General features: G+C 55.7%; 16 protein-coding genes. 4 read left to right on the top strand and 12 right to left on the bottom strand.

Annotated elements, in window-relative coordinates; all coding sequences use genetic code 11:
- Positions 1-3: 3 nt before the first annotated feature.
- The 4 genes from phnG to nrdD form a co-directional block, all read right to left on the bottom strand.
- Positions 4-447, bottom strand: coding sequence for a phosphonate C-P lyase system protein PhnG (gene phnG / locus ACZRKO_RS16945; protein WP_463738410.1), 444 nt, complete (start codon positions 445-447; stop codon positions 4-6).
- A complete protein-coding gene (gene phnF / locus ACZRKO_RS16940) occupies positions 448-1,173 on the bottom strand; it encodes a phosphonate metabolism transcriptional regulator PhnF (protein ID WP_463738527.1) in 726 nt (241 codons plus the stop codon).
- A 281-nt stretch (positions 1,174-1,454) separates the two neighbouring features.
- A complete protein-coding gene (gene nrdG, locus ACZRKO_RS16935) occupies positions 1,455-1,919 on the bottom strand; it encodes an anaerobic ribonucleoside-triphosphate reductase-activating protein (RefSeq protein ID WP_463738409.1) in 465 nt (154 codons plus the stop codon).
- 165 nt (positions 1,920-2,084) lie between these two features.
- Positions 2,085-4,214 (bottom strand): anaerobic ribonucleoside-triphosphate reductase, encoded by a 2,130-nt coding sequence (nrdD, locus tag ACZRKO_RS16930; protein WP_463738526.1) that lies wholly within the window; start codon positions 4,212-4,214, stop codon positions 2,085-2,087.
- Positions 4,215-4,704: 490 nt separating this feature from the next.
- On the opposite strand from nrdD, the gene ACZRKO_RS16925 reads away from it, so the two are divergent.
- A complete protein-coding gene (locus ACZRKO_RS16925) occupies positions 4,705-5,241 on the top strand; it encodes an NAD(P)H-dependent oxidoreductase (RefSeq protein WP_463738408.1) in 537 nt (178 codons plus the stop codon).
- On the opposite strand, the gene treC is transcribed toward ACZRKO_RS16925, so the two are convergent.
- The 3 genes from treC to treR all read right to left on the bottom strand — a co-directional run bounded on the left by treC (position 5,234) and on the right by treR (position 9,414).
- A complete protein-coding gene (gene treC, locus ACZRKO_RS16920) occupies positions 5,234-6,889 on the bottom strand; it encodes an alpha,alpha-phosphotrehalase (RefSeq protein ID WP_463738407.1) in 1,656 nt (551 codons plus the stop codon). The two genes, ACZRKO_RS16925 and treC, sit on opposite strands and share 8 nt — an antisense overlap.
- Before the next feature lie 14 nt (positions 6,890-6,903).
- Positions 6,904-8,322, bottom strand: coding sequence for a PTS trehalose transporter subunit IIBC (treB, locus tag ACZRKO_RS16915; RefSeq protein ID WP_463738406.1), 1,419 nt, complete (start codon positions 8,320-8,322; stop codon positions 6,904-6,906).
- Positions 8,323-8,463: 141 nt separating this feature from the next.
- Entirely contained in the window at positions 8,464-9,414 is a 951-nt protein-coding gene (gene treR / locus ACZRKO_RS16910; protein WP_463738405.1) for a trehalose operon repressor TreR, read from the bottom strand.
- A 378-nt stretch (positions 9,415-9,792) separates the two neighbouring features.
- On the opposite strand from treR, the gene mgtA reads away from it, so the two are divergent.
- Both mgtA and ACZRKO_RS16900 read left to right on the top strand, forming a co-directional pair.
- Entirely contained in the window at positions 9,793-12,507 is a 2,715-nt protein-coding gene (gene mgtA, locus ACZRKO_RS16905) for a magnesium-translocating P-type ATPase (RefSeq protein WP_463738404.1), read from the top strand.
- Positions 12,508-12,648: 141 nt separating this feature from the next.
- Entirely contained in the window at positions 12,649-15,051 is a 2,403-nt protein-coding gene (locus tag ACZRKO_RS16900) for a beta-N-acetylhexosaminidase (protein WP_463738403.1), read from the top strand.
- A 110-nt stretch (positions 15,052-15,161) separates the two neighbouring features.
- Here ACZRKO_RS16900 and ACZRKO_RS16895 read toward each other — a convergent pair whose 3' ends face one another.
- From ACZRKO_RS16895 to ACZRKO_RS16880, 4 genes are all read right to left on the bottom strand, one after another.
- Positions 15,162-16,133, bottom strand: a complete 972-nt coding sequence (locus tag ACZRKO_RS16895) for a TerC family protein (protein ID WP_459175846.1) — start codon at positions 16,131-16,133, stop codon at positions 15,162-15,164.
- A gap of 299 nt (positions 16,134-16,432) precedes the next feature.
- The gene (locus tag ACZRKO_RS16890; protein WP_463738402.1) at positions 16,433-17,179 is read right to left on the bottom strand and encodes a glutamine amidotransferase; all 747 of its coding nucleotides are present in this window, start codon (positions 17,177-17,179) and stop codon (positions 16,433-16,435) included.
- 36 nt (positions 17,180-17,215) lie between these two features.
- Positions 17,216-18,202 (bottom strand): Gfo/Idh/MocA family protein, encoded by a 987-nt coding sequence (locus tag ACZRKO_RS16885; protein WP_463738525.1) that lies wholly within the window; start codon positions 18,200-18,202, stop codon positions 17,216-17,218.
- Between the two features lie 18 nt (positions 18,203-18,220).
- Positions 18,221-18,727, bottom strand: a complete 507-nt coding sequence (locus ACZRKO_RS16880; RefSeq protein ID WP_463738401.1) for a M48 metallopeptidase family protein — start codon at positions 18,725-18,727, stop codon at positions 18,221-18,223.
- A gap of 183 nt (positions 18,728-18,910) precedes the next feature.
- On the opposite strand from ACZRKO_RS16880, the gene rlmG reads away from it, so the two are divergent.
- Positions 18,911-20,062 carry a 23S rRNA (guanine(1835)-N(2))-methyltransferase RlmG gene (gene rlmG, locus ACZRKO_RS16875; RefSeq protein ID WP_463738400.1) on the top strand — a complete coding sequence of 384 codons (1,152 nt, stop codon included), beginning with the start codon at positions 18,911-18,913 and terminating at the stop codon, positions 20,060-20,062.
- A gap of 50 nt (positions 20,063-20,112) precedes the next feature.
- On the opposite strand, the gene ACZRKO_RS16870 is transcribed toward rlmG, so the two are convergent.
- Entirely contained in the window at positions 20,113-22,149 is a 2,037-nt protein-coding gene (locus ACZRKO_RS16870; RefSeq protein ID WP_463738399.1) for an oxidoreductase, read from the bottom strand.
- Between the last annotated feature and the right edge of the window lie 64 nt (positions 22,150-22,213).

The raw sequence follows: 22,213 nt of genomic DNA, 5'->3' as shown, positions 1-22,213 counted from the left end.
GGATTATTCTCCGCGAACCAGGGTGAAGAAATCGACGCGGCTGGCAGCGACTTCACGGGCGCGCTGTTCGCGGCGGGCCTGTTGGGTTGCCGCCAGCGGGGCGATAATCATTTTGTGCAAAAGTTCGTGCATGCCCTTGACCTGCAGCAGCGCGTCGATCACTGCGCAAAGTTCTGCATGTTTTTTGTCGCGACCGGCGACGTAGCTGTAGCCATAGGTGCCGCAGTCGAGCTGCACCACGGCGCGGGTGACGGTCATGTCACCCATCACAAAGCGTTTTCCGGTGCCACCCATGCGGCCCTGCAGCTGCGTCAGTCCGCTTTCGGCGGGGCGCAATCGTTCGAACTGCGGGGATAAATTCAGCGGCTGCCAGTGGGTAAGAAGTTCAGCAGGGCGGCAGTGGGCCAGCACCGACATCCAGTGCTGGCGGTTTTTCCGGGTGTCCATTCAGTGCTCCATCGTCAGTTCAATCATGTCGGCGCGGGTCAGGCTGACGGAGTATTCCGCCACGCGGTCACTGCCGTCACAGGTGTTGAGGGTGCGCACGCAGAGCAGCGGGGCCTGCGGTACGATTTCGAGTAATTTGCTCTCTTTCGCCAGCGCGCGGCGGGCGTTAATGCGCGTGGTGCGGCGGCTGAGATGCTGTTTGATCTCATCGCGGATGAAATCATGCAGCGAACCGCTGTGAAAATTCTGCAACGACGGCCACCAGTCGAGATCCGGCAAGTAATGGTCGATAACGCACACCGGCACCCCGTTGACCCGGCGCAGGGTGCGCAGATGGATCACGGTGTCACCTTCCTGTAATGAAAGCGCGGTAGCCACGTGTTCGGTGCAGGGGCGCAGTATCGCCAGCAGACGTTCGCTGGTCGGGTGGCTGCCCTGATCGAGCAGGTTCTGGCTGAAGCGGGCTTGAGAATGCAGCGGATAATCGTAAGGGCGCATCAGCACCAGCGTGCCCACGCCCTGACGGCGTTGCAGCCAGCCGCGATCGACCAGTTCATCAACGGCGCGGCGCAGCGTGTGGCGGTTGACCTGAAAACGCTCGGCCAGTTGCTGCTCCGGCGGTAAATAATCGCCGCAGCGGTAGCCGTTGCGCAGCTCTTGTTCCAGTTCGGCGGCGATCTGCTGATAGACCGTTGGGTGACTGGTCGGAGGTCTAGATAAGTGCATCATAACGAAAACCTCGCACGGTTAAGACGGGCTAAGGAAGGAAGCATAGTGAGGCGTTGATAGGCGAGCATGATGTCAACCTCAGTTCGGTGTTGGCATCAGAATGGCGCAGCTAAATGACAGTTCGGTGAAGGTCGGGTTGCAGTGAGATGAAGAGTTGGAATATGTCTCGCAGGAATGAGAAACGATTTTTTACTGAATGGATTTTGAAAGCCTTGAGGGGAAGCGCTTCCCCTCTGAATAGCACAGACCTTTACTTCAAACTTTATACTGCAAACTTTTCACTTCAGATAATGGATCACCTGATTGGCGCTGCCACGCCAGATCAGTGACGGGTCTTTCAACTCCTGCACGAATTTGCCGTCGACCAGCACGTTGATCAACGCGATCACGCCCTGCTGTTCTGACGTCAGTTCATCAAGTTTATAACCCGTCCACATCCACACATCTTTGGCGGGACATTCCTGCTGCACGCGCAATAAAAGCTGGCGGATAGCCGACAGATTTTGCGGATGCAGCGGATCGCCACCGGAGAGCGTTAATCCCTGACGTGGGATCACCGTGCTTTGCAGATCGGCGATGATCCGGTCTTCATCCTGCTGCGTAAACGGCAGGCCTGAATCCAGCCGCCAGGTGCTCTTGTTATAGCACCCGCGGCATTCATGGACGCAGCCGGAAACGAACAGCACACAGCGTGTTCCCGGCCCGTTGACCACGTCGATAGGATAATACTGATGAAATCTCATTCGTTTGCCCAGCAGGCTATTTTACTTGCCATTTTGAATTCGGGCAGTGCTCAAAATCCTCACGTACTTTGTGTACGCTCCGGTTTCTCCGCGCTGGCCGCCTCCAAACTGACTGCGACAATAACGCCTGCTGACCAAATGTATTAGGGTTAGCAGACAAAAACATCAGCCCAGTTGCCCGTTACCCAGATGTTTCACGCGACGCTTCACCTCTTCCTGCTTACCGGCGTTAAACGGACGGGCGTCGGGGCTGCCGAGATAACCGCAAACGCGGCGGGTGACCGACACGCGTGACGGTTCGTGGTTACCGCATTTCGGGCAGGTGAAGCCTTTGCTGGTACAGTCGAATTCGCCGGTGAAGCCGCACTCGTAGCACTCATCAATCGGCGTATTGGTGCCGTAGTAAGGCACGCGGGAGTAGCTGTAATCCCATACGTCCTCCAGCGCTTTCAGGTTGTGTTGCAGGTTCGGGTATTCACCGTAGCAGATGAAACCGCCGTTGCTCAGCGGTGGATACGGCGCTTCGAAATCGAGTTTTTCATACGGATTCACTTTCTTCTCGACGTCGAGGTGGAAGCTGTTGGTGTAATAGCTTTTATCGGTCACGCCGGGGATCAGCCCGAACTCGGCGGCATCCAGGCGGCAGAAGCGGTCGCACAGGTTTTCGCTCGGTGTGCTGTAGAGGCTGAAACCGTAGCCGGTCTCCTCTTTCCACTGCTCGGTGGCCTCTTTCAGACGGCCAACAATGGCTTCGGCCTTTTCACGCAGCTGGCTGGCGTCGAAGACGTGAGTCTGATGGCCAAACAGTGCGTTAATGGTTTCATGCACGCCGATATAGCCCAGTGAAATCGAGGCGCGGCCATTTTTGAAAATACCGGAAATATCGTCGTCGGCTTTCAGACGTACGCCACAGGCGCCTTCCATATAGAGGATCGGGGCGACGCGCGCTTTGATGCCTTCGAGGCGTGCGATACGGGTCATCAGGGCTTTTTTCGCCAGCAGCAGGCGTTCGTCGAGCAGCGTCCAGAATGCGGCTTCGTTTTGCCCTGACTCCAGCGCAATGCGTGGCAGGTTGAGGCTGATCACGCCAATGTTATTGCGGCCTTCGTGGATCATCTCGCCATTTTCTTCATAAACGCCGAGGAAACTGCGGCAGCCCATTGGCGTTTTAAACGAACCGGTGACTTTCACCACCTGATCGTAATTCAGAATGTCCGGATACATGCGTTTGCTGGCACATTCGAGCGCCAGCTGTTTGATGTCGTAGTTGGCATCCCCGGTTTTATGGTTCAGCCCGTCGCGGATAGCAAATACCAGTTTCGGGAACACGGCAGTTTTGCGGTTTTTACCCAGACCGGCGATGCGGTTACGCAGAATCGATTGCTGAATTAAACGTGATTCCCACGTGGTACCGAGGCCAAAACCGAAGGTGACGAACGGCGTCTGGCCGTTGGCGGTGTGCAGCGTGTTGACTTCATACTCCAGCGACTGGAAAGCGTCGTAGCACTCTTTCTCGGTGCGGCTGTGGGCAAAGGCGTCGGCGTCAGAAATGTTCCACTCCTGCGCCACGGCTTTGTGTTTGTTAAAGCTTTCGGTCACAAACGGGGCCAGCACTTCATCGATGCGGTTAATGGTGGTGCCACCGTAAATATGGCTGGCAACCTGCGCAATGATTTGTGCCGTAACGGCCGTGGCGGTGGAAATGGACTTCGGCGTGTCGATTTCTGCATTACCCATTTTAAAACCGCGCGTCAGCATGCCTTTCAGGTCGATCAGCATACAGTTGAACATCGGGAAAAATGGCGAGTAATCGAGGTCATGATAGTGAATTTCGCCGCGTTCATGCGCCAGCACGACGTCACGCGGTAAAATATGCTGTTTGGCGTAATGTTTGGCGACGATACCTGCCAGCAGATCGCGCTGAGTTGGAATGACTTTGCTGTCTTTGTTGGCGTTTTCATTGAGCAGCGCCATGTTGCTCTGCTCAACCAGCCCGCGGATCTCCTGATTCAGGCGTCCGCGCAGTTCACGTTTTACGTCACGGTCGTGGCGGTATTCGATATACGCGCGCGCCAGTTTTTTATGCGGTCCGGCCATCAGCTGATTTTCAACGGCGTCCTGAATCTCGTTAATGTCCACACGCGGCTTACCTTGTAGGCCGGTCGTCACCACGCTTGCCACCTGCGCACAATATTCGGCGCTGTCGATACCGGCAGCAATAGCCGCACGCTGCACTGCCTGCATAATCAGAACCTCATCGAAAGGGACCTGGCATCCGTCCCGCTTGATAACAATCGGCTGCTGGTTCTGGTTTTTTGCGAGTTCGGATTTCAAGACGTCTGCCTTCACAATGTTGCTCCTTTTTGGGGTCATGCCGCGCCCCGCGCGGCCTGAGGCCTCATTCGGAGCTATTTGGATGAAACGCTACATATTGCGTTTCGACCGCTACTATACACACCATATATAGTTCTCGTGCTGGTTTCGTTGATGTGTAATCCGAGATTTATTGACCTAAAACAAAGATTTTTTGCTAAAGAATAGGGAATGAGCAAAAGCCTAAGAAAGCGCTGAAAATGGCGCGTTAATTGCTTTTAACTGACTTTGCGGAGGGGATCACACTGCGATGAAACGTGGCTGAAAACCGCGTTGTTTTTTGCTGTTTTTGCCTGATACCTGAGGTTGAAACTAAATTGACCGGGAGGGCACTACAGTGTGACGACAGGACGTGAAAAGATGGGGTTAACAGAGAGTTTCGACCATCTTTTTATTTCTTGAGGAAGCCCGTATGTCATCGATTTTAGTTTTGAGCGCGCACCGTACACCGGATAACTCCCGCATCAATAAAGCTCAGGTCAGCGCACTGCGTGAACTGCCGGGAGTAACCGTGCAAGAACTGATGCGCGAATATCCTGATTACCAGATCGACGTCGCCCGTGAGCAGGCATTGCTGAATGCACATCAGCAAATCGTCATGATGTTTCCGTTTTACTGGTACAGCTCACCGGCGATCCTCAACGAGTGGCTGGACGCGGTATTAACCTATGGTTTTGCGTACGGAAGTCACGGAACGGCGTTGCAGGGCAAAAGCCTGCAACTGATTGTATCAACGGGCGGGGATGAAAAAGCCTATACGGCGCAGGGCTACAACCGGTATCCGGCGGTAGATTTATTGCTGCCATTCCACGCCGTCGCTAACCGCACCGGCATGGATTTCCTGCCGCCGTTGCTGATTCAGGGCGCAAACAACATGACCGACGATCAGGTTCCTGATCATGTTGCCCGCACCGTGGCGCTGCTGAAAAGCCAGCAGGGGATTAGCTGACGCTTTCCTCTTCCAGCCAGTAAACGCATTCATAAGGACGCAGACAGTTGGCAATTTGCGCATCGGAATAGTTGCTGAAAAGAGGTTCCGGCACGCTAAATTGCATGTTCAGGATCTGCGTCTGATTGCCGAGATTAGCCATCACTGTCAGTTGCTGGCCCTGCCAGGTGCGGCGGTAGCACCATACCTGCGGGTTGGCAGGCGCCAGATCCTGATAGTTCCCGTGGGTCAGCACCGGCAACGTTTTACGCAGACGAATCAAATGCTGATAGGTGTAGAACACGGAATTCGTGTCCGCCAGCGCCTGTTCCGTATTGATTTGCGGGAAGTTAGCGCAGGGCGCGATCCACGGCGTACCGGCAGTGAAACCGGTATTCGGGGTGGCGTCCCATTGCATCGGTGTGCGGCTGTTGTCGCGGGATTTTGACGCCAGAATGTCCAGCAGTTCCGCTTCGCTGCGCCCGGCAACTTTCAGCTCGGCAAACATATTCAGGCTTTCGACATCGCGGTACTGCTCAAGATGTTTGAAGCCCGGATTGGTCATTCCCAGCTCTTCGCCCTGATAAATGTACGGCGTGCCCTGCATTCCGTGCAGCACCATCGCCAGCATTTTCGCAGCCGGAACACGCAGTTCGCCGTCCTCGCCAAAGCGGGTGACAATGCGCGGCTGGTCGTGGTTACACCAGAAAAGCGCATTCCAGGCGTGGCCGTGCATTCCCTGCTGCCATTCGTTGAAAATCTGCTTGAGCTGCACGAAATCCGGCGCGGCTTTGGTCCACTTCTCACCGTTCGGATAATCCACTTTCAGGTGATGGAAGTTAAAGGTCATGGAGATTTCACTGCCGTCATTGGCAGCGTAGCGGCGGCAGTGTTCCAGCTTGGTCGAAGACATCTCCCCGACCGTCATCAGCCCGAGCGGTTTAAACACATCGCGGCTGAATTCTTGCAAAAATTCATGGATACGCGGGCCATCGGTATAGAAACGGCGGCCATCGCCGCTGTCGTCGGAGGGGAAATCCTGCTGCTTGGAGACCAGATTTACCACGTCCAGACGCAGGCCATCGACGCCTTTCTCTGCCCAGAAGCGGCAGATTTCTTTGAGTGCTTCCCGCACCGGCGGGTGTTCCCAGTTGAGATCCGCCTGCTCGGTAGCGAACAGATGCAGGTAGTACTGACCGCTCTCTTCGTGCCACTGCCAGGCGCCGCCGCCAAATTTTGAACGCCAGTTATTCGGCGGGCCACCCGCGTTGTCGCCATCGCGCCAGATGTAGAAATCACGGTACGGACTGGCCGGATCCCGCGACTGTGTAAACCAGTCGTGATAGGTGGATGAGTGGTTGAACACCATATCCATCACGATGCGGATACCGCGCTGATGCGCCTGCGCCGTCAGATTTTCGAAATCGGCCAAGGTCCCGTACGCCGGGTCGATGGCGCAGTAATCGGCCACGTCGTAGCCGTTATCAATCTGTGGGGAGACGTACATCGGCGTTATCCAGATGGCGTCTACACCGAGGGTTTTCAGGTAATCCAGACGGCGGGTAATGCCGTTGATATCACCAAGGCCGTTGCCGGTAGTGTCCTGAAAACTCTTCGGGTAAATCTGGTAAATCACGCCGTCTTTCCACCACGGCAATTCGCTGTTCATTGTCATATCCTTTTCTAAACCACCGCCAGCTCGCCTTTGCGTGCTTTGCGTTTATAAACCAGTACCGTCAGCACGATAGGGATGACCGTCGCGACCAGCATCGCCAGCGCGAATACGCCCCAGAACTGCGGTTTAATCGACAGAATGCCCGGCAACCCGCCGACGCCAATCCCGTTGGCGGTCACGCCGCTCAGGCCGCAAATCAGTGAAGCGACAGCGGAGCCGACCATCGCGCACAGCATCGGGAAGCGATATTTCAGGTTGATCCCGTACATGGCCGGTTCGGTCACGCCGAGGAAGGCGGAAATGGCCGCCGGTACCGACACTTCGCGTTCGTTATGTTTTTTCGAGGCAATAATGATGCCCACCACCGCCGCCGCCTGTGCGATGTTTGAGATGGCAATCAGTGGCCAGACCGGCGTGCCGCCGGTGCTTTGCACCATCTGCATATCAATCGCCAGTGTGGTCTGGTGTACGCCGGTGATAACCAAAGGTGCATAAAGGAAACCGAACAGGGCAGCGCCAATCGGCGCGAAGCTGCCGGTCATCACCGCTTTAACTGCGAAGGCCACGCCGTCACCAATCATGCGGCCAAAAGGACCAATCAGGGTGTGGGCGAGGAATACTGCCACAATCAGCGACACCACCGGCACAATCACCAGATAGAGATAATTAGGAATGATTTTTTTCATGCCGTTTTCAATCAGCGCCAGCGCCATACCGGCCAGCATCGACGGAATCACCTGTGCCTGATAACCGACTTTCTCGATGGTGAACCAGCCGAAGTTCCACACTTCCGGGATCTGCTGACCGAGGTTGTAGGAGTTCATGAGCTGCGGGGAAACCAGCGTGATACCGAGCACGATACCGAGAATTTCGGTGCCGCCCATTTTCTTCACCGTTGACCAGCACACCGCCACCGGCAGGAACATGAAGATCGCTTCGCCCAGCAGCCAGAGGAAGTCATACACCGTTTTCCACATCGGGTGCATTTGCGCCAGCGTCTGGCCGTCGCTCATCGGAATATCGCCGATGACGTTGCGGAAACCGAGGATCAAACCGCCGCTAATAAGCGCCGGTAACAGCGGGAAGAAGATCTCCGCAAAGTGTGAAATACCGCGTTCGAACCAGCTCATATTCTGGCGCGCCGCCACTTTGGCCGCTTCCTTGCCGGTGTCATCCTTGCCGCTGGTGGCGATCAGCACTTTGTAGTAATCATCCACTTCCGGCCCAATCACCACCTGGAACTGACCGGCGTTGGTGAAGCAACCTTTGACCATCGGCAGCGCTTCAATCGCTTTCGGATCGGCTTTAGCCGGATCATTTAGCACGAAGCGCAGACGGGTAATACAGTGCGTGACCGTCGCAATATTTCCGCTGTCGCCGACGAGGGCTATCAGGCGGTCGACGTCGTGTTGTTTTACTTTGCTCATGTTTTAGCCTTCATTAATTTTATTGCAAAGAGTGGGTATAGAACGTCACAAGCATAGACAAAGGGAGGGAAGATTGTCCGGGAACGTTCCCGGTTTTCAGCGGTTGATCACAAAGTTTTTACTTTAGGGGAGATTCGTGGCTCAGTCGGCCAGCTGACCGGGAATGATAATTTGCTCTAATGGGGCCTGCTGGCCGAGCTGTGCCAGCAACTGGCGCGCCGCCGCTGCGCCACCTTCGCCATAACCCAGTTCGACCGAGAAAGTCTGCGGGAAGAGAAACTTCAGCAGCGGGTTATTACCAATGCCACATACCTGAATACCGGTAATATTCTGCTGTTGCAGGTATTTTTCTGCGCCGAGGGCAATGGTATCGGAGGCGCAAATCACCGCATCCGTGCCGGGAAGGAGTACCTGCGCAATCAGGTCAAATCCGCTCTGGTAGCTGAGTTCGCCCAGCGCCATCTGCGGCGTCAGCTGATGTGCGGCGCAATAGGCCTGATAGGCTTCGAAACGCAATTGGCCGGTGGTGGTGTCGTGGGGTGAAACACCGATAAAACTGATGCGCCGGTGCCCCTGCTGCACTAATTTGTCCATCAGCAGCCTGACTGCACCCGCATCGTCATAACAGACTGATGAGAATTGGGGCATGGCCCGCGCCATCATCACCAGCTTATTTTGCCAGCCGCTGAGCATTTCGGGCTCCAGCCCGGTAAAGCCAAACAGAATCACGCCGTCGATATTGCGCTGTTTCAGCACCTGCAAATGCTCTTCCACCCGCGCGGCACTGAACTGACTCTCCATCACAATCGGGTCATAGCCTTGCTGGTAGAGCAGGGGCAGCATGGCGCGCACCGCCTGATTCTCTGACGGCGAGTCCAGACGCGAGACGATAATCGCGACAATCTTATCGCTGAAACCCCGCATCGCACGCGCCGACTTTGACGGGCTGAAATTGTGCTTTGAAATTATGGCCAGCACGCGCTCACGCGTGTACGGGCTGACGTTGCCCTCATTGTTCAGCACGCGCGAAACGGTGGATTTCCCCACGCCACAAAGGCGGGCGATGTCATTAATAGTCAGGCGATTTTGCATGGTTATTTTATAATGAATGATTGATCAGGTTTAAGTTTGGTTGCAGTTGATAAGCGTACACTGCGTGCGCCGAATATCTGTAGGATAGTCGAGTCTTACCCTTACGTTACCCGAAGGCATTGTAATGCCTGACTGGTACGATTTCCTAAACGTTCCTTACCGGAGGTGAAAACCTGATGGAACCCGACCCCAATTCTGTAGGTCCGTTGTGATCCGGTAAGCACCCGCCTTTTTGCTACTGCTTGCCGTGATATTAACGCTTTAAAAAAGCAATAAATGGTAAGCGGTGGCGCACGATCCTTGTCTTGTTTCCCGCTGTGTAACAATCTTTGCCATGTCTGTGGCTTTAAAACCGTGGACGCAACAAAGGGTCGAATCATGTTCAAAAATTTTACTCAACGGCTGCTTGATGCACTTAGCCGTAATTTGCCGCGCCGTCTGGTTCGTCGTGACCCGATGCTGGGTGACTCCATCCAGGAAAGCCTTAACGGCAGTAAAATGCCGGAAGTGCCTGCCAGCATTGCCGCACACAGCATGCAGTGCGCGCGTGCCACGGAAGAGAGTCTGTATCTGCAATTTGGCAGCCACCCTGAAGGGCTGACCGGTCAGGAAGCCGATGCTATCCGCGAACGCGTCGGGCCGAACCAGACTGACGATCAGCAGCCCGCGCCGTGGTGGTTGCATCTGTGGTACTGCTACCGTAACCCGTTCAACCTGCTACTGACCGTGCTCGGTCTGGTCTCGTATGCCACCGACGACCTGACCGCCGCGCTGGTAATTGGCGCGATGGTGCTGATCTCCACCCTGATGCACTTCATTCAGGAAGCGCGCTCCAATCGCGCCGCCGATGCCCTGAAAGCCATGGTTAGCAACACTGCCACCGTCCTGCGCAGCGATACGCTGACCGGGCGCAGTGAAACCATGGAGCTGCCGATCAGCCAGCTGGTGCCGGGTGATCTGATTAAACTCTCCGCCGGTGACATGATCCCGGCCGATTTGCGTATTCTCTCCGCCAAAGACCTGTTTATCAGTCAGGCCGCGCTGACCGGTGAATCTCTGCCGGTCGAGAAACAGGCCAACAGCCGGATGCCGGTAGATTGCGATCCGCTGGAGCAAGATACCCTGTGCTTTATGGGCACCAACGTGGTCAGCGGCACGGCGATGGCGATTGTGATCGCCACCGGTGGCGAAACCTGGTTTGGTCAACTGGCTGAGCGCGTTACGCAGGAAGAGACGCAGCCGAACGCGTTCCAGGCCGGTATCAGCAAAGTCAGCTGGTTGCTGATCCGCTTTATGATGGTGATGACGCCAATCGTTTTGCTGATCAACGGTTATACCAAAGGCGACTGGTGGGAAGCTGCGCTGTTTGCGCTCTCCGTGGCAGTCGGTCTGACGCCTGAAATGCTGCCGATGATCGTCACTTCCACGCTGGCCAAAGGCGCAGTAAAGCTGTCGAAACAGAAAGTGATCGTCAAACGTCTTGATGCGATTCAGAACTTCGGCGCGATGGACATCCTTTGTACCGACAAGACCGGCACCCTGACGCAGGATAAAATTGTCCTCGAACGTCATACCGACGTGCTCGGGGAAACCAGTGATGAAGTGCTGCATCTGGCGTGGCTCAACAGCCATTATCAGACCGGCCTGAAAAACCTGCTCGACGTGGCGGTGCTGGAATCTACCGAAATGACCAACGCCGGAAATTGGCTGAAAGTGGACGAGATCCCGTTCGATTTCGACCGCCGCCGTATGTCCGTAGTTGTTTCTGAAAGTGCTGATAACCATCGCCTGATTTGCAAAGGCGCGCTGGAAGAGATGCTGTCAATTTCCACGCTGGTGCAGCTCAACGGTGAGATTGTACCGCTGACCGATGTGCTGCTGACGCGTATCCGCCGCATCACCGATGATCTCAACCAGCAGGGGCTGCGTGTCGTGGCGGTAGCGCATAAAGTCATGCCATCGCGCACCCAGGGCTATGGTGTGAATGACGAGTCCAGCCTGATTCTGGCCGGGTATATCGCATTCCTTGACCCACCGAAAGAGAGCACCGCACCGGCGCTGAAAGCGCTGAAAAACAAAGGTGTGACGGTTAAAATCCTCACCGGTGATAACCCGCTGGTGGCCCGCAAAGTGTGTAAAGACGTGGGTTTGCAGGTCGACCATATCTTGCTCGGTAGCGATATCGAAGCGATGGATGACGCCCGGTTGCTGGCTGCCGCCGAAACCACCACGGTATTTGCCAAACTGACACCGATGCACAAAGAGCGCATTGTGCGCGTGCTGCGCGGTGAAGGGCATGTGGTGGGCTTTATGGGCGACGGCATCAATGATGCTCCGGCGCTGCGCGCGGCGGACATCGGGATTTCAGTCGATTCCGCGGTGGATATCGCCAAAGAAGCTGCCGACATTATTCTGCTGGAAAAAAGTCTGATGGTGCTCGAGCAAGGTGTGACCGAAGGGCGCAGAACCTTCGCCAACATGCTGAAATACATCAAGATGACCGCCAGCTCCAACTTCGGTAACGTCTTTAGCGTACTGGTCGCCAGCGCCTTCCTGCCGTTCCTGCCAATGTTGCCGCTGCACTTGTTAATTCAGAACCTGATTTACGATGTGTCCCAGGTGGCGATCCCGTTTGATAACGTTGATGAAGAGCAGCTTGCCAAACCGCAACGCTGGAACGCCGGTGATATCGGCCGCTTTATGGTGTTCTTCGGGCCGATCAGCTCCGTATTCGACATTCTGACCTTCAGCCTGATGTGGTGGGTGTTCAAGGCCAATACGGTTGAGGCGCAGACGCTGTTCCAGTCCGGCTGGTTTATCGAAGGGCTGCTGTCGCAGACGCTGATTGTGCACATGATCCGCACCCGTAAAGTGCCATTTATCCAGAGCCGCGCCTCGTGGCCGCTGTGCGTAATGACCCTGATGGTGATCATTACTGGCATCGGCCTTATCTACTCGCCGGTCGCCGGATTCCTGCAATTGCAGGCGCTGCCGCTTAGCTATTTCCCTTGGCTTATCGCCATTCTGGCCGGTTACATGGTGCTGACCCAGTGCGTAAAAGGCTGGTTCGTACGGCGCTACGGCTGGCAGTAACTGACAGAGTATGAACAGTAATTGTTAAAAAAAGACGGTGATTGTTAACTCAATCACCGTCTTTTTTTGCTCAGAGGCTATAGTTATTCCTTACGTTTCAGCGAACTACGATTGTTTGCTTTTCTCTGAGGGATCTCATCAATGCTTTTGCCATTCCGTCGTTCCTTGTTTGCCTCGTCGTTACTCCTTGCTATCACCTCTTCGGCGTTTGCCGCCCCCGCAGGAAATCTGCCGCTGATGCCCTGGCCGCAGCAGGTCGAGATCGCACCGGATGCCGGAAAATGGGTAGTGGATAATTCCCTCTCCGTTGCCGTCAGCGGGGATGATTTAGGCCCGGCGGTCAGCCGCTGGCGTGACAGGATTGAGCAGCAGACCGGCTGGACCTTGCAGCCGCAACCGGTGGATGCCCATCAGAGTAAAATCCAGATTGTGATTAAACAGAAAGTCGCTGCCCAGCCGAAGCCGGACAGCGATGAAAGCTACGAATTGCAGGTCACGGCGCAGGGCGCCACCCTGACCGCCAATACCCGCTTTGGCGCGCTGCACGGCATGGAAACGCTGTTGCAGTTATTGCAAAATGACGGCCAGAACACCTTCCTGCCGCTGGTGACCATCCACGATCAGCCGCGCTTCGCATGGCGCGGTGTGCTGCTCGACTCCGCCCGGCATTTCCTGCCCATCAGCACCATCAAACGCCAGCTTGACGGCATGGCTGCGGCCAAGCTGAACGTTTTGCACTGGCACCTGACCGATGACCAGGGCTGGCGTTTTGCCTCGCAGCACTATCCGAAGCTCCAACAGCTGGCCAGCGACGGTGAGTTTTATACCGTTGAGCAGATGAAGGATGTGGTGGCGTATGCCACGTCGCTTGGTATCCGCGTGGTGCCGGAGATCGATATGCCAGGCCACGCCTCGGCGATTGCCGTGGCCTATCCGGAGCTTATCAGTGCGCCGGGCCCGTACAAGATGGAGCGTGAGTGGGGCGTGCATGAGCCGACCCTCGATCCGTCGAATGACGAGGTTTACAAATTTGCTGACACTATCATCGGCGAGCTGACCGCCATCTTCCCGGATCCGTACCTGCATATCGGCGGCGATGAAGTGAAAGAGTCGCAGTGGGTGAATTCGAAGACCATTCAGGCCTACATGCAGAAGAATAAGATTGCCGACAGCCATGCGTTGCAGGCCGCGTTCAATAAGCGTTTGCAGGTTATTTTGCACCAGCACCAGCGCAAAATGGTCGGCTGGGACGAGATTTTCCATCCGGATCTACCGCACGATATAGTCATCCAGTCATGGCAGGGGCCGGACTCGCTCGGCGCCAGTGCCCAGCAGGGTTATCAGGGGATTTTATCCACCGGTTTCTATCTCGATCAGCCGCAAAGTTCGGCTTTTCACTACCGCAATGAAATTCTGCCCCAGCCGCTGGGCGTAGACCAAAACGTAGCCGACGGCGAGAAAGCCCAAAGCTGGCAGTTCAGTATGCCGCGTCTGAAAGGCAAACCGGTGGACGGCAGCTTTACGCTGATTGAAGGCAAAGAGGGCTGGCGCGGATTTATCGATTTCGGCGGTAAAAGCCGCCGGGCGGTGCGAGATATTGTTTGGCAGGATGACGGCAACGTCAGCTTCGCCGTGGATACCTGGATGGGCGATACGCGGCCGGTACTGACAATCAAAGAGGGCAAATTTGACGGCTACTTCCTGATTGGTAATGCGCGCTATCCGGCGAGCGGCAGCCAGCTCAGCGCCGTTCCGGCCGGAATGCCGCCGGTGGTGCCTGACGCGCAGGGGATGAAAAATATTCTCGGTGGCGAAGCGGCGCTGTGGCAGGAGAACATCACCTCGCAAATTCTGGATCTGCGGCTCTGGCCGCGCGGCTTTGTGGTCGCGGAACGACTGTGGTCCGCGCAGGACGTCAAAGATACCGGCAATATGTATCAGCGGCTGGCGAAAATCGACAGCTGGTCGGTGGTGTCCGTCGGCCTGCAACAGCACGCGCAAACCGCCAGAATGATGACCCGTCTGGCGAACAGCACGGACGTTACGCCGCTGCTGACTCTCTCCACGGCGCTGGAACCGGCGCAGTATTACACCCGTCAGCACATCAAATTCCAGGCGGGTCACTACACCCAGTTCGAACCGCTGAACCGCCTGGCGGATGCCTTACCGGCCGAGAGCAACGCGGTGCGTGAGCTGGATAACCACATCAGTGCGCTGCTCGCCAACCCGAAAGACGCCGGTGCGGCAGCGGCTGCCCGATCGCAGCTGGAAATCTGGCAGCGCAATACCCCGCGGGTACAACCGCAACTGATGCAAAATTATGTGCTGAAACCGGTGCAGCCGGTGGCGGAGCAGGTGGGAAAACTGTCTGAGCTGGGTCTGCAATGGCTGGATAAAATACAGAAAGGCGAAAGCATGACGGCGCAGGAACGCCAGCAGGCGCAGGCCCAACTGGATGCGTCGGCACAGATTCAGGATGAGCTGGTGATCGCGGCGGTCTATCCGCTGGAGAGATTGCTGCAGGGCGTGAAGAGTATGAAATAGCCTGGTAAACCGGGCGGCAGATACCGCCCGGTGATCGTTATCTAGCGCAAAAAAATAACGGACGCTTTTCAGCGCCCGTTTTGGTGTCAGATATTGCGAGCTGTGCCCGATTATTTTTCTAATTTTGCGCGGTCAGCACGGCGATTAACCCAGACGTTGATAAGCAGCGTGCCCACCAAAATCGTGGCGATCACGCCAAGCGATATGCCAACCGGAATGTGGAACACGTCGAGCAGCAGCATCTTGATACCGATGAAAATCAGGATCACTGCCAGACCGTACTTCAGCATAGAGAAACGTTCTGCCACGCCCGCCAGCAGGAAGTACATCGCACGCAGGCCAAGGATAGCGAACAGGTTCGACGTCAGTACGATAAACGGATCGGTGGTCACGGCAAAAATCGCCGGAATGCTGTCCACGGCAAAAATCACGTCACTCAGTTCCACCATAATCAGCACCAGCAGCAGCGGTGTCGCAAACAGCAAGCCGTTGCGGCGCACAAAGAACTTCTCCCCCTGCAGCTCATCGGTCATACGCAGTTTGCTGCGCAGCCAGCGGATCATCGGCTTTTCGCCAATCTCGCCGTCATCCTCTTTCGCCAGTGCCATTTTGATACCAGTGAAGAGCAGGAACGCGCCGAACACGTACAGGATCCAGCTGAACTGACCCACCAGCCAGCTGCCCGCGAAGATCATGCCGGTACGCAGGACGATAGCACCCAACACGCCGTAGACCAGCACGCGACGTTGCAAATTGGCCGGAACGGAGAAGTAGCTGAAGAGGATCAACCAGACGAAGACGTTATCAACGGCCAGCGCTTTCTCCAGCAGGTAGCCGGTGAGGAACATGGTCGCCTGAGCGTCAGCCACTTCGCGGCCAAACTCCCCGTTGAGATACCACCAGAAGCCAAAGTTAAACAGCAGCGATAGGCCAATCCACACCAGTGACCACATCGCGGCACTTTTCATGGTCATCACCTGCGCGCCTTTGCGGCCTTGTAACAGCAGGTCGACGGCCAGCATGATCACCACGACAACAGCAAAACTGCCCCACAGCATCGGGTTTCCGACGGAATTCATCATTACGCAATCCTCGATAAAACATCAAAAAAAAACGGCCAGCGTCGGAAGACGTTAGCCGCTCTCTCTGAGCTATAAGCAAACCTCGCCTTCCGGCAAGGTCTCACTTACAACTCTGATTGATTCATTGAATGAATCTTTATCAGGGTTGCCCGGTAACCGGGTGGCTGAGACAGCGCTGCGTAAGCGCGGGTCCAGACACCGTAATGACGATTATCCGACGAAGAAGTTACTCCCCTTTGCGAGGCAAAAAATAATGCAAAATGTGTTTTTTGTCAAACATTCAGAAACACTTTGATGCATTAACCCGCCAAGACCTGACGCTTGCCGAGTGCGGCAACGAAAGAGAGTAACAGCCCCTGACTCAGCGGAGTGTCGCTAAGCTGCTGTAATTTATCAGCGTAGTTCACCTTGTCGTCCTGCGCTTGTCCACTCAGCCATTCGAGATAGGTTTTCATCACCGCACCGGAGAATTCCGGGTGGAACTGGGTACTGATGGCATTCGGGCCATAACGCAGGATCTGATGCGGGTCATGCAATGTTTTCGCAAGAACCGTTGCGGTGGCGGGCGGGGTGATAACGCTTTGCAGGTGGATCAGATTGGCAGTGAACTGCGCCGGAAGCTGCGACACCAGCGGGTCAAGATGACCGGCGGGAGTGAGCGTTAACTCCTCGGTCCCCACTTCGATACCCTGCGGGTGATAATCCACCTCGCCGCCAAGTGCATACGCCATCAGCTGGTGGCCGTAGCAGGCACCAAACAGAGGCAGTTCCTGCAACATCGCCAGACGCACCCAGTCGGCGGCTTCTTCGCTCCAGTCCAGATGCTCCGTCACCATGCTGCGCGAGCCGGTAATAATGGCACCGCAGTAATGTTCCGGTGGCAGCGGACGTTCACCGGCCTGCAAATCGACGACGGTCACCTGCCGTACATCGATGTCGCCCTGACGGATAAACATCTGCGGGAAGTTATCGTGAACGCGACGGATAGGCTCCGGCGCATGACCGGTTTGCAAAATCAGCAAAGGTTTTGGACTGGCTGCACTCATTTTGAACTCCCGCTACAGGTGATTTTCTTTTTACACTTAAACCGCGTTATCCGCAGGGAACACTACGCCGGTCTGACGACGGATTTCTGTCAGTAACTTGGCCGTGATACGTGACACTTCGAGCCCCGGATGACCGACGAACTTGTTCTCGACCAGCAGCGCAAACGTCTCAGCTTCATACAGCATGGTGTTGATATGCTGAGGCTGGGTCAGATCGAGTTTCTGGCCGCCGCGTGGGGTCAGGCTCAGCGTCTGGCATTCGGAGATCTTCTCCATCTGCAACGTGCCTTCTTCGCCCTGAATTTCGCTTGGCAGCAGGGAGTCGGCGATTTTTGAGTGATTAATCACCACTTCAACATCATCGGCATAATGCAGCACGACCGTGCCCTGACCGTCCACGCCGCTCTTGAGTAACGTGGCGAAAGCGGTGACCGACAGCGGTTCACCAAACAGCGACACGGTGCTGGCCAGACAGTAATAGCCAATATCCATGATAGAGCCGTTCGAGAACGCCGGATCAAAGGTATTCGGATTTTCACCCGCCAGATAGCGCGGATAACGCGAGGAATACTGGCAGTAGTTGAAGACGGCTTTACGCAGTTTACCTATGCGGTTCAGCGCGCCTTTCATATGCAGGAAATTCGGCAGATAGGCAGTTTTGAAAGCTTCAAACAACACCACGTTATTTTCCGTGGCGCAGGCGATCATGCTTTCCGCTTCGCGCAGGTTCGACGACAGGGGTTTTTCACAAATCACATGCTTTTTATGATTGAGGAACAACAGGGCTTGCTGGCAATGCAGCGAGTTCGGGCTGGCGATATACACCGCATCAATCTCGTCAGAAGCGGCCATCGCCTCGAGCGAGTCAAAATAGTGTTCGACCGGATAGTCGTGACCGAAGGCTTTTGCGCCGTCCAGCGTGCGGGAAAAAATCGCCGCCAGTTTCATCTTGCCGCTCTCGTGCGCGGCGTCAATGAAACGCTGGGTGATCCAATTAGTTCCAATAATGCCAAAGCGAATCATAGTCATCCTAGTGGTTTATTATGAGTACAACTTACCAAATATTTCCAGATGCGTCAGGTACATACGGGTATCGAATTCTAACTGGTGGTAGTCGGGCGCCATATGGCAGCACAAGCTGTAAAAAGCTTTGTTGTGGTCTTTTTCTTTCAGGTGCGCCAGCTCATGCACCACGATCATTTTCAGGAAGGCTTCCGGCGCGCTTTTAAATACCGTCGCCACGCGGATCTCCGCTTTGGCCTTGAGCTTTCCGCCCTGAATCCGCGAAATGGCGGTGTGCAGTCCGAGGGCGTGCTTCATCACGTGAATTTTATTGTCGTAGGCGACTTTGCTCAGGGGTGAGGAGCTGCGCAAATACTGATTTTTTAGATCAAGCGTAAACTGGTACAGCGATTTGTCAGTGGTGACATCGTGCGGTTGCGGATAACGCGACAGCAGAACCTGACCCAGACGTTGCTGGTCGATCAACTGGTGTACCTGGGTCTGTAGCGACTCAGGATAGCCTTGCAGATAGGTCAATTCAGGCATAACTGTTTGCTTTAGCTCTCATTGATCCAAAAAGGAGGGCCGCAGGGTAGCAGGGGGTTTTCTTCGAAAACCAGCCACTAACACCTAATGACGGCAGATAAAGCCCTTTTTAACTGAAAAAACATTTTACTGATAGCCCAATTTAAGGGATAAACAGCGCAAATTGAATAAAGAGGAGGGCCAATGAGCCAATTCGAACTCGAACTGGGTGAGCAGCGACTGCAACTGGAGCTGGAACGTTATCCGCAAGAAGAGACGTCAACACAGCTACAGGCATGGGAAGCTGCGGATGAATATCTGCTGCATACCCTCACGACCGACGCGCTCGATGGCCGTCCTGTCCTGATTTTTAACGACACCTTCGGCACGCTGGCCTGCGCCTTGCAGCAATTCGAACCGACCAGCATCAGCGACTCTTTCATGAGCCAGCTGGCGACGCGCCATAACCTGCGTCTGAACGGTTTCGATGAAGAGAGCGTATCGCAGCAGAGCAGCCTGGTGCCGTTGCCAATCAATCCGGGTCTGGTGGTCATTAAGATCCCTAAAACGCTGGCCCTGCTGGAACAACAGCTGATTGCCCTGCGCGACGTGGTGACGCCGGACACGCAGATCATCGCCGGTGCCAAAGCCCGCGATGTGCATACGTCCACGCTGCAACTGTTCGAAAAAATTCTTGGCCCGACCAAAACCACGCTGGCGTGGAAGAAAGCCCGCCTGATCCACTGTGAAGTGACGTTGCCTGAGCAGAACGTTGGCCCGGTCACCACCGAATGGTCGCTGGATGACAGCGAATTCCGCATTACCAACCATGCCAACGTCTTCTCACGTACCGGCCTGGATATTGGCGCACGCTTCTTTATGCAGCACCTGCCGGAAGGCATTGAAGGGCGCATGGTGGATTTGGGCTGTGGTAACGGCGTGATCGGCATGACTGCGCTGGCGCTAAACCCGGACGCAGAAATGCTGTTTGTGGACGAGTCGTACATGGCGGTGGAATCGAGCAAGGTGAACGTCGAGAACAACCTGCCACAAGATCTCAGCCGTTCTCATTTTGAAGTGAACAACATGCTGGCCGGTGTTGAGCGCGAAACCCTGCATGCAGTACTGTGTAACCCGCCGTTCCATCAGGGTACAGTCATCAGCGATGATACCGCGTGGCGCATGTTCTGCGACGCCAAGCGTTGCCTGCAAACCGGCGGTGAACTGCGTATCGTAGGTAACCGCCATCTGGACTACTACCAGAAGTTGCGCCGCCTGTTCGGTAACTGCACCACCATCGCGACCAACCAGAAGTTTGTGATATTGCGCGCAGTAAAAACCGCTGCATATCATTGATTCTCTCTGTGGAATATGAAAAAGCCGCCTGCGCGGCTTTTTTTTCGCCTTCAGATCGCCATCGCCAGCCGTGTTCCCTGATCGATAGCGCGCCTGGCATCCAGCTCCAGCGCGACATCCGCGCCGCCAATCAGATGCACTGTTTTTCCGGCCGCCTGCAGCGGATCATACAGCGCCCGCTGCGGTTCCTGCCCGGCGCAGATAATCACGTTATCTACCTCCAGACATTCACTCACGCCATCGCGGGTGATGTGCAATCCGTCGTTATCAATACGTTCATAGGCCACGCCACTCCACATTTTTACGCCGCGCTGTAGCAGGCTGGCGCGGTGGATCCAGCCCGTCGTTTTTCCCAGGTGTGCGCCGACTTTGCTGGTTTTTCGCTGCAACAGAATAACCTGACGTGCGGCAGGTTCGGCCTGCGGGCCGTCAGGGCTCAGGCCGCCGCGCTGGGTCAGGGTCTGATCGATCCCCCATTCGTGGCTAAACGCCGCGCTGTCGAGGCTGGCCGACGGGCCGCTCTGCACCAGATACTCCGCCGTATCAAAGCCAATACCGCCTGCACCGATAATGGCCACGCGTTGACCGACCGGTTTTTTATCTCGCAGGACATCGAGATAGGTCAGAACGCTCGGGTGATCAATACCGATGATATCCGGCAGGCGCGGGGAGATGCCACAGGCGAGGATCACCTCGTCATAGCCGTCGAGCTGGCTGGCGCTGACTTTTTCACCCAGACGCAGGGTGACCTGCAAAATCGCCAGCTGGCGCGAGTAGTAACGCAGCGTCTGGTAAAACTCCTCTTTGCCGGGAATCTGCTTGGCAATATTAAATTGACCGCCGATCTCAGAGTTGGCATCGAATAAGGTGACCTGATGCCCGCGGCTGGCGGCCGTTGTGGCGAAGGCCAGACCGGCGGGACCGGCGCCGACCACCGCCAGCCGTTTGGCGTACTGCGCCGGGATCAGCGTCATTTCGGTTTCGCGGCAGGCACGCGGATTGACCAGGCAGGAGGTGAGCTCCCCGGCGAAAATCTGATCGAGGCAAGCCTGATTACAGCCGATGCAAGTGTTGATCTCATCGGCGCGGCCTTGTGCGGCTTTCTGCACAAAGGCCGGGTCGGCGAGGAACGGACGCGCCATCGATACCATATCGGCGCAGCCGCTGGACAGCAGATCTTCGGCCACCTGCGGGTCATTGATGCGGTTGGTTGTGATGAGCGGAATGTTGACCTTGCCCATCAGTTTGCGTGTCACCCAGCTGAATCCGGCGCGCGGTACCATCGTAGCAATGGTTGGCACGCGGGCTTCATGCCACCCGATACCGGTATTGATGATGCTGGCACCGGCCTGCTCGATGCGCTGCGCCAGCGTTTCAATTTCACTCCAGCTCGACCCTTCTTCCACCAGATCCAGCATCGATAAGCGATAGATAATGATAAAGTTCGGGCCGCAAGCGGCACGCACTGCACGTACTATTTCCAGCGCAAAGCGCATGCGGTTATCAGCGCTACCGCCCCATTGGTCAGTGCGCTGATTGGTCCGGGCGGCGAGAAATTGGTTGATCAGGTAGCCTTCAGATCCCATGATTTCCACGCCGTCATAACCGGCCTGTTGCGCTAATTCGGCACAGCGGGCGAAATCAGCAATGGTTGTTTCAACCTGTTCATCGGTCAGTGCCAGCGGGGAAAAGCGGTTAATGGGCGCTTGCAGGGCCGAGGGCGCGACAGGGTTAGGCTGATAGCTGTAACGACCGGCGTGCAGAATTTGCAGCGCGATTTTCCCACCAGCCAGATGCACGGCGTCGGTCACTATCTTGTGATGTGCCGTTTGGTGCATGTGATTGAGCACCGAGCCGCCGTGATACACCACGCCCTGCGGGTTAGGCGCGATGCCGCCGGTCACGATAAGCCCGACGCCAGCGGCGGCGCGTTCTGCATAAAAGGCCGCCATGCGCTCTGCGCCGTTCTCAAGCTCTTCCAGCCCGGTATGCATTGACCCCATCAGTACGCGATTTTTAAGCTGGGTGAATCCCAAATCCAGCGGTGCCAGCAGGTGCGGGTAAAACGGCGTGTCGCGTTCGATCATAGGATAGACTCTTAAGTGGTCGGATGAGATAAAGTTCAATTTAGCTGTCAGGCAGGAGAATGAA

This window comes from Ewingella sp. C233 (assembly GCF_055407225.1).
This window is presented reverse-complemented; position numbering and strand designations above follow the sequence as displayed.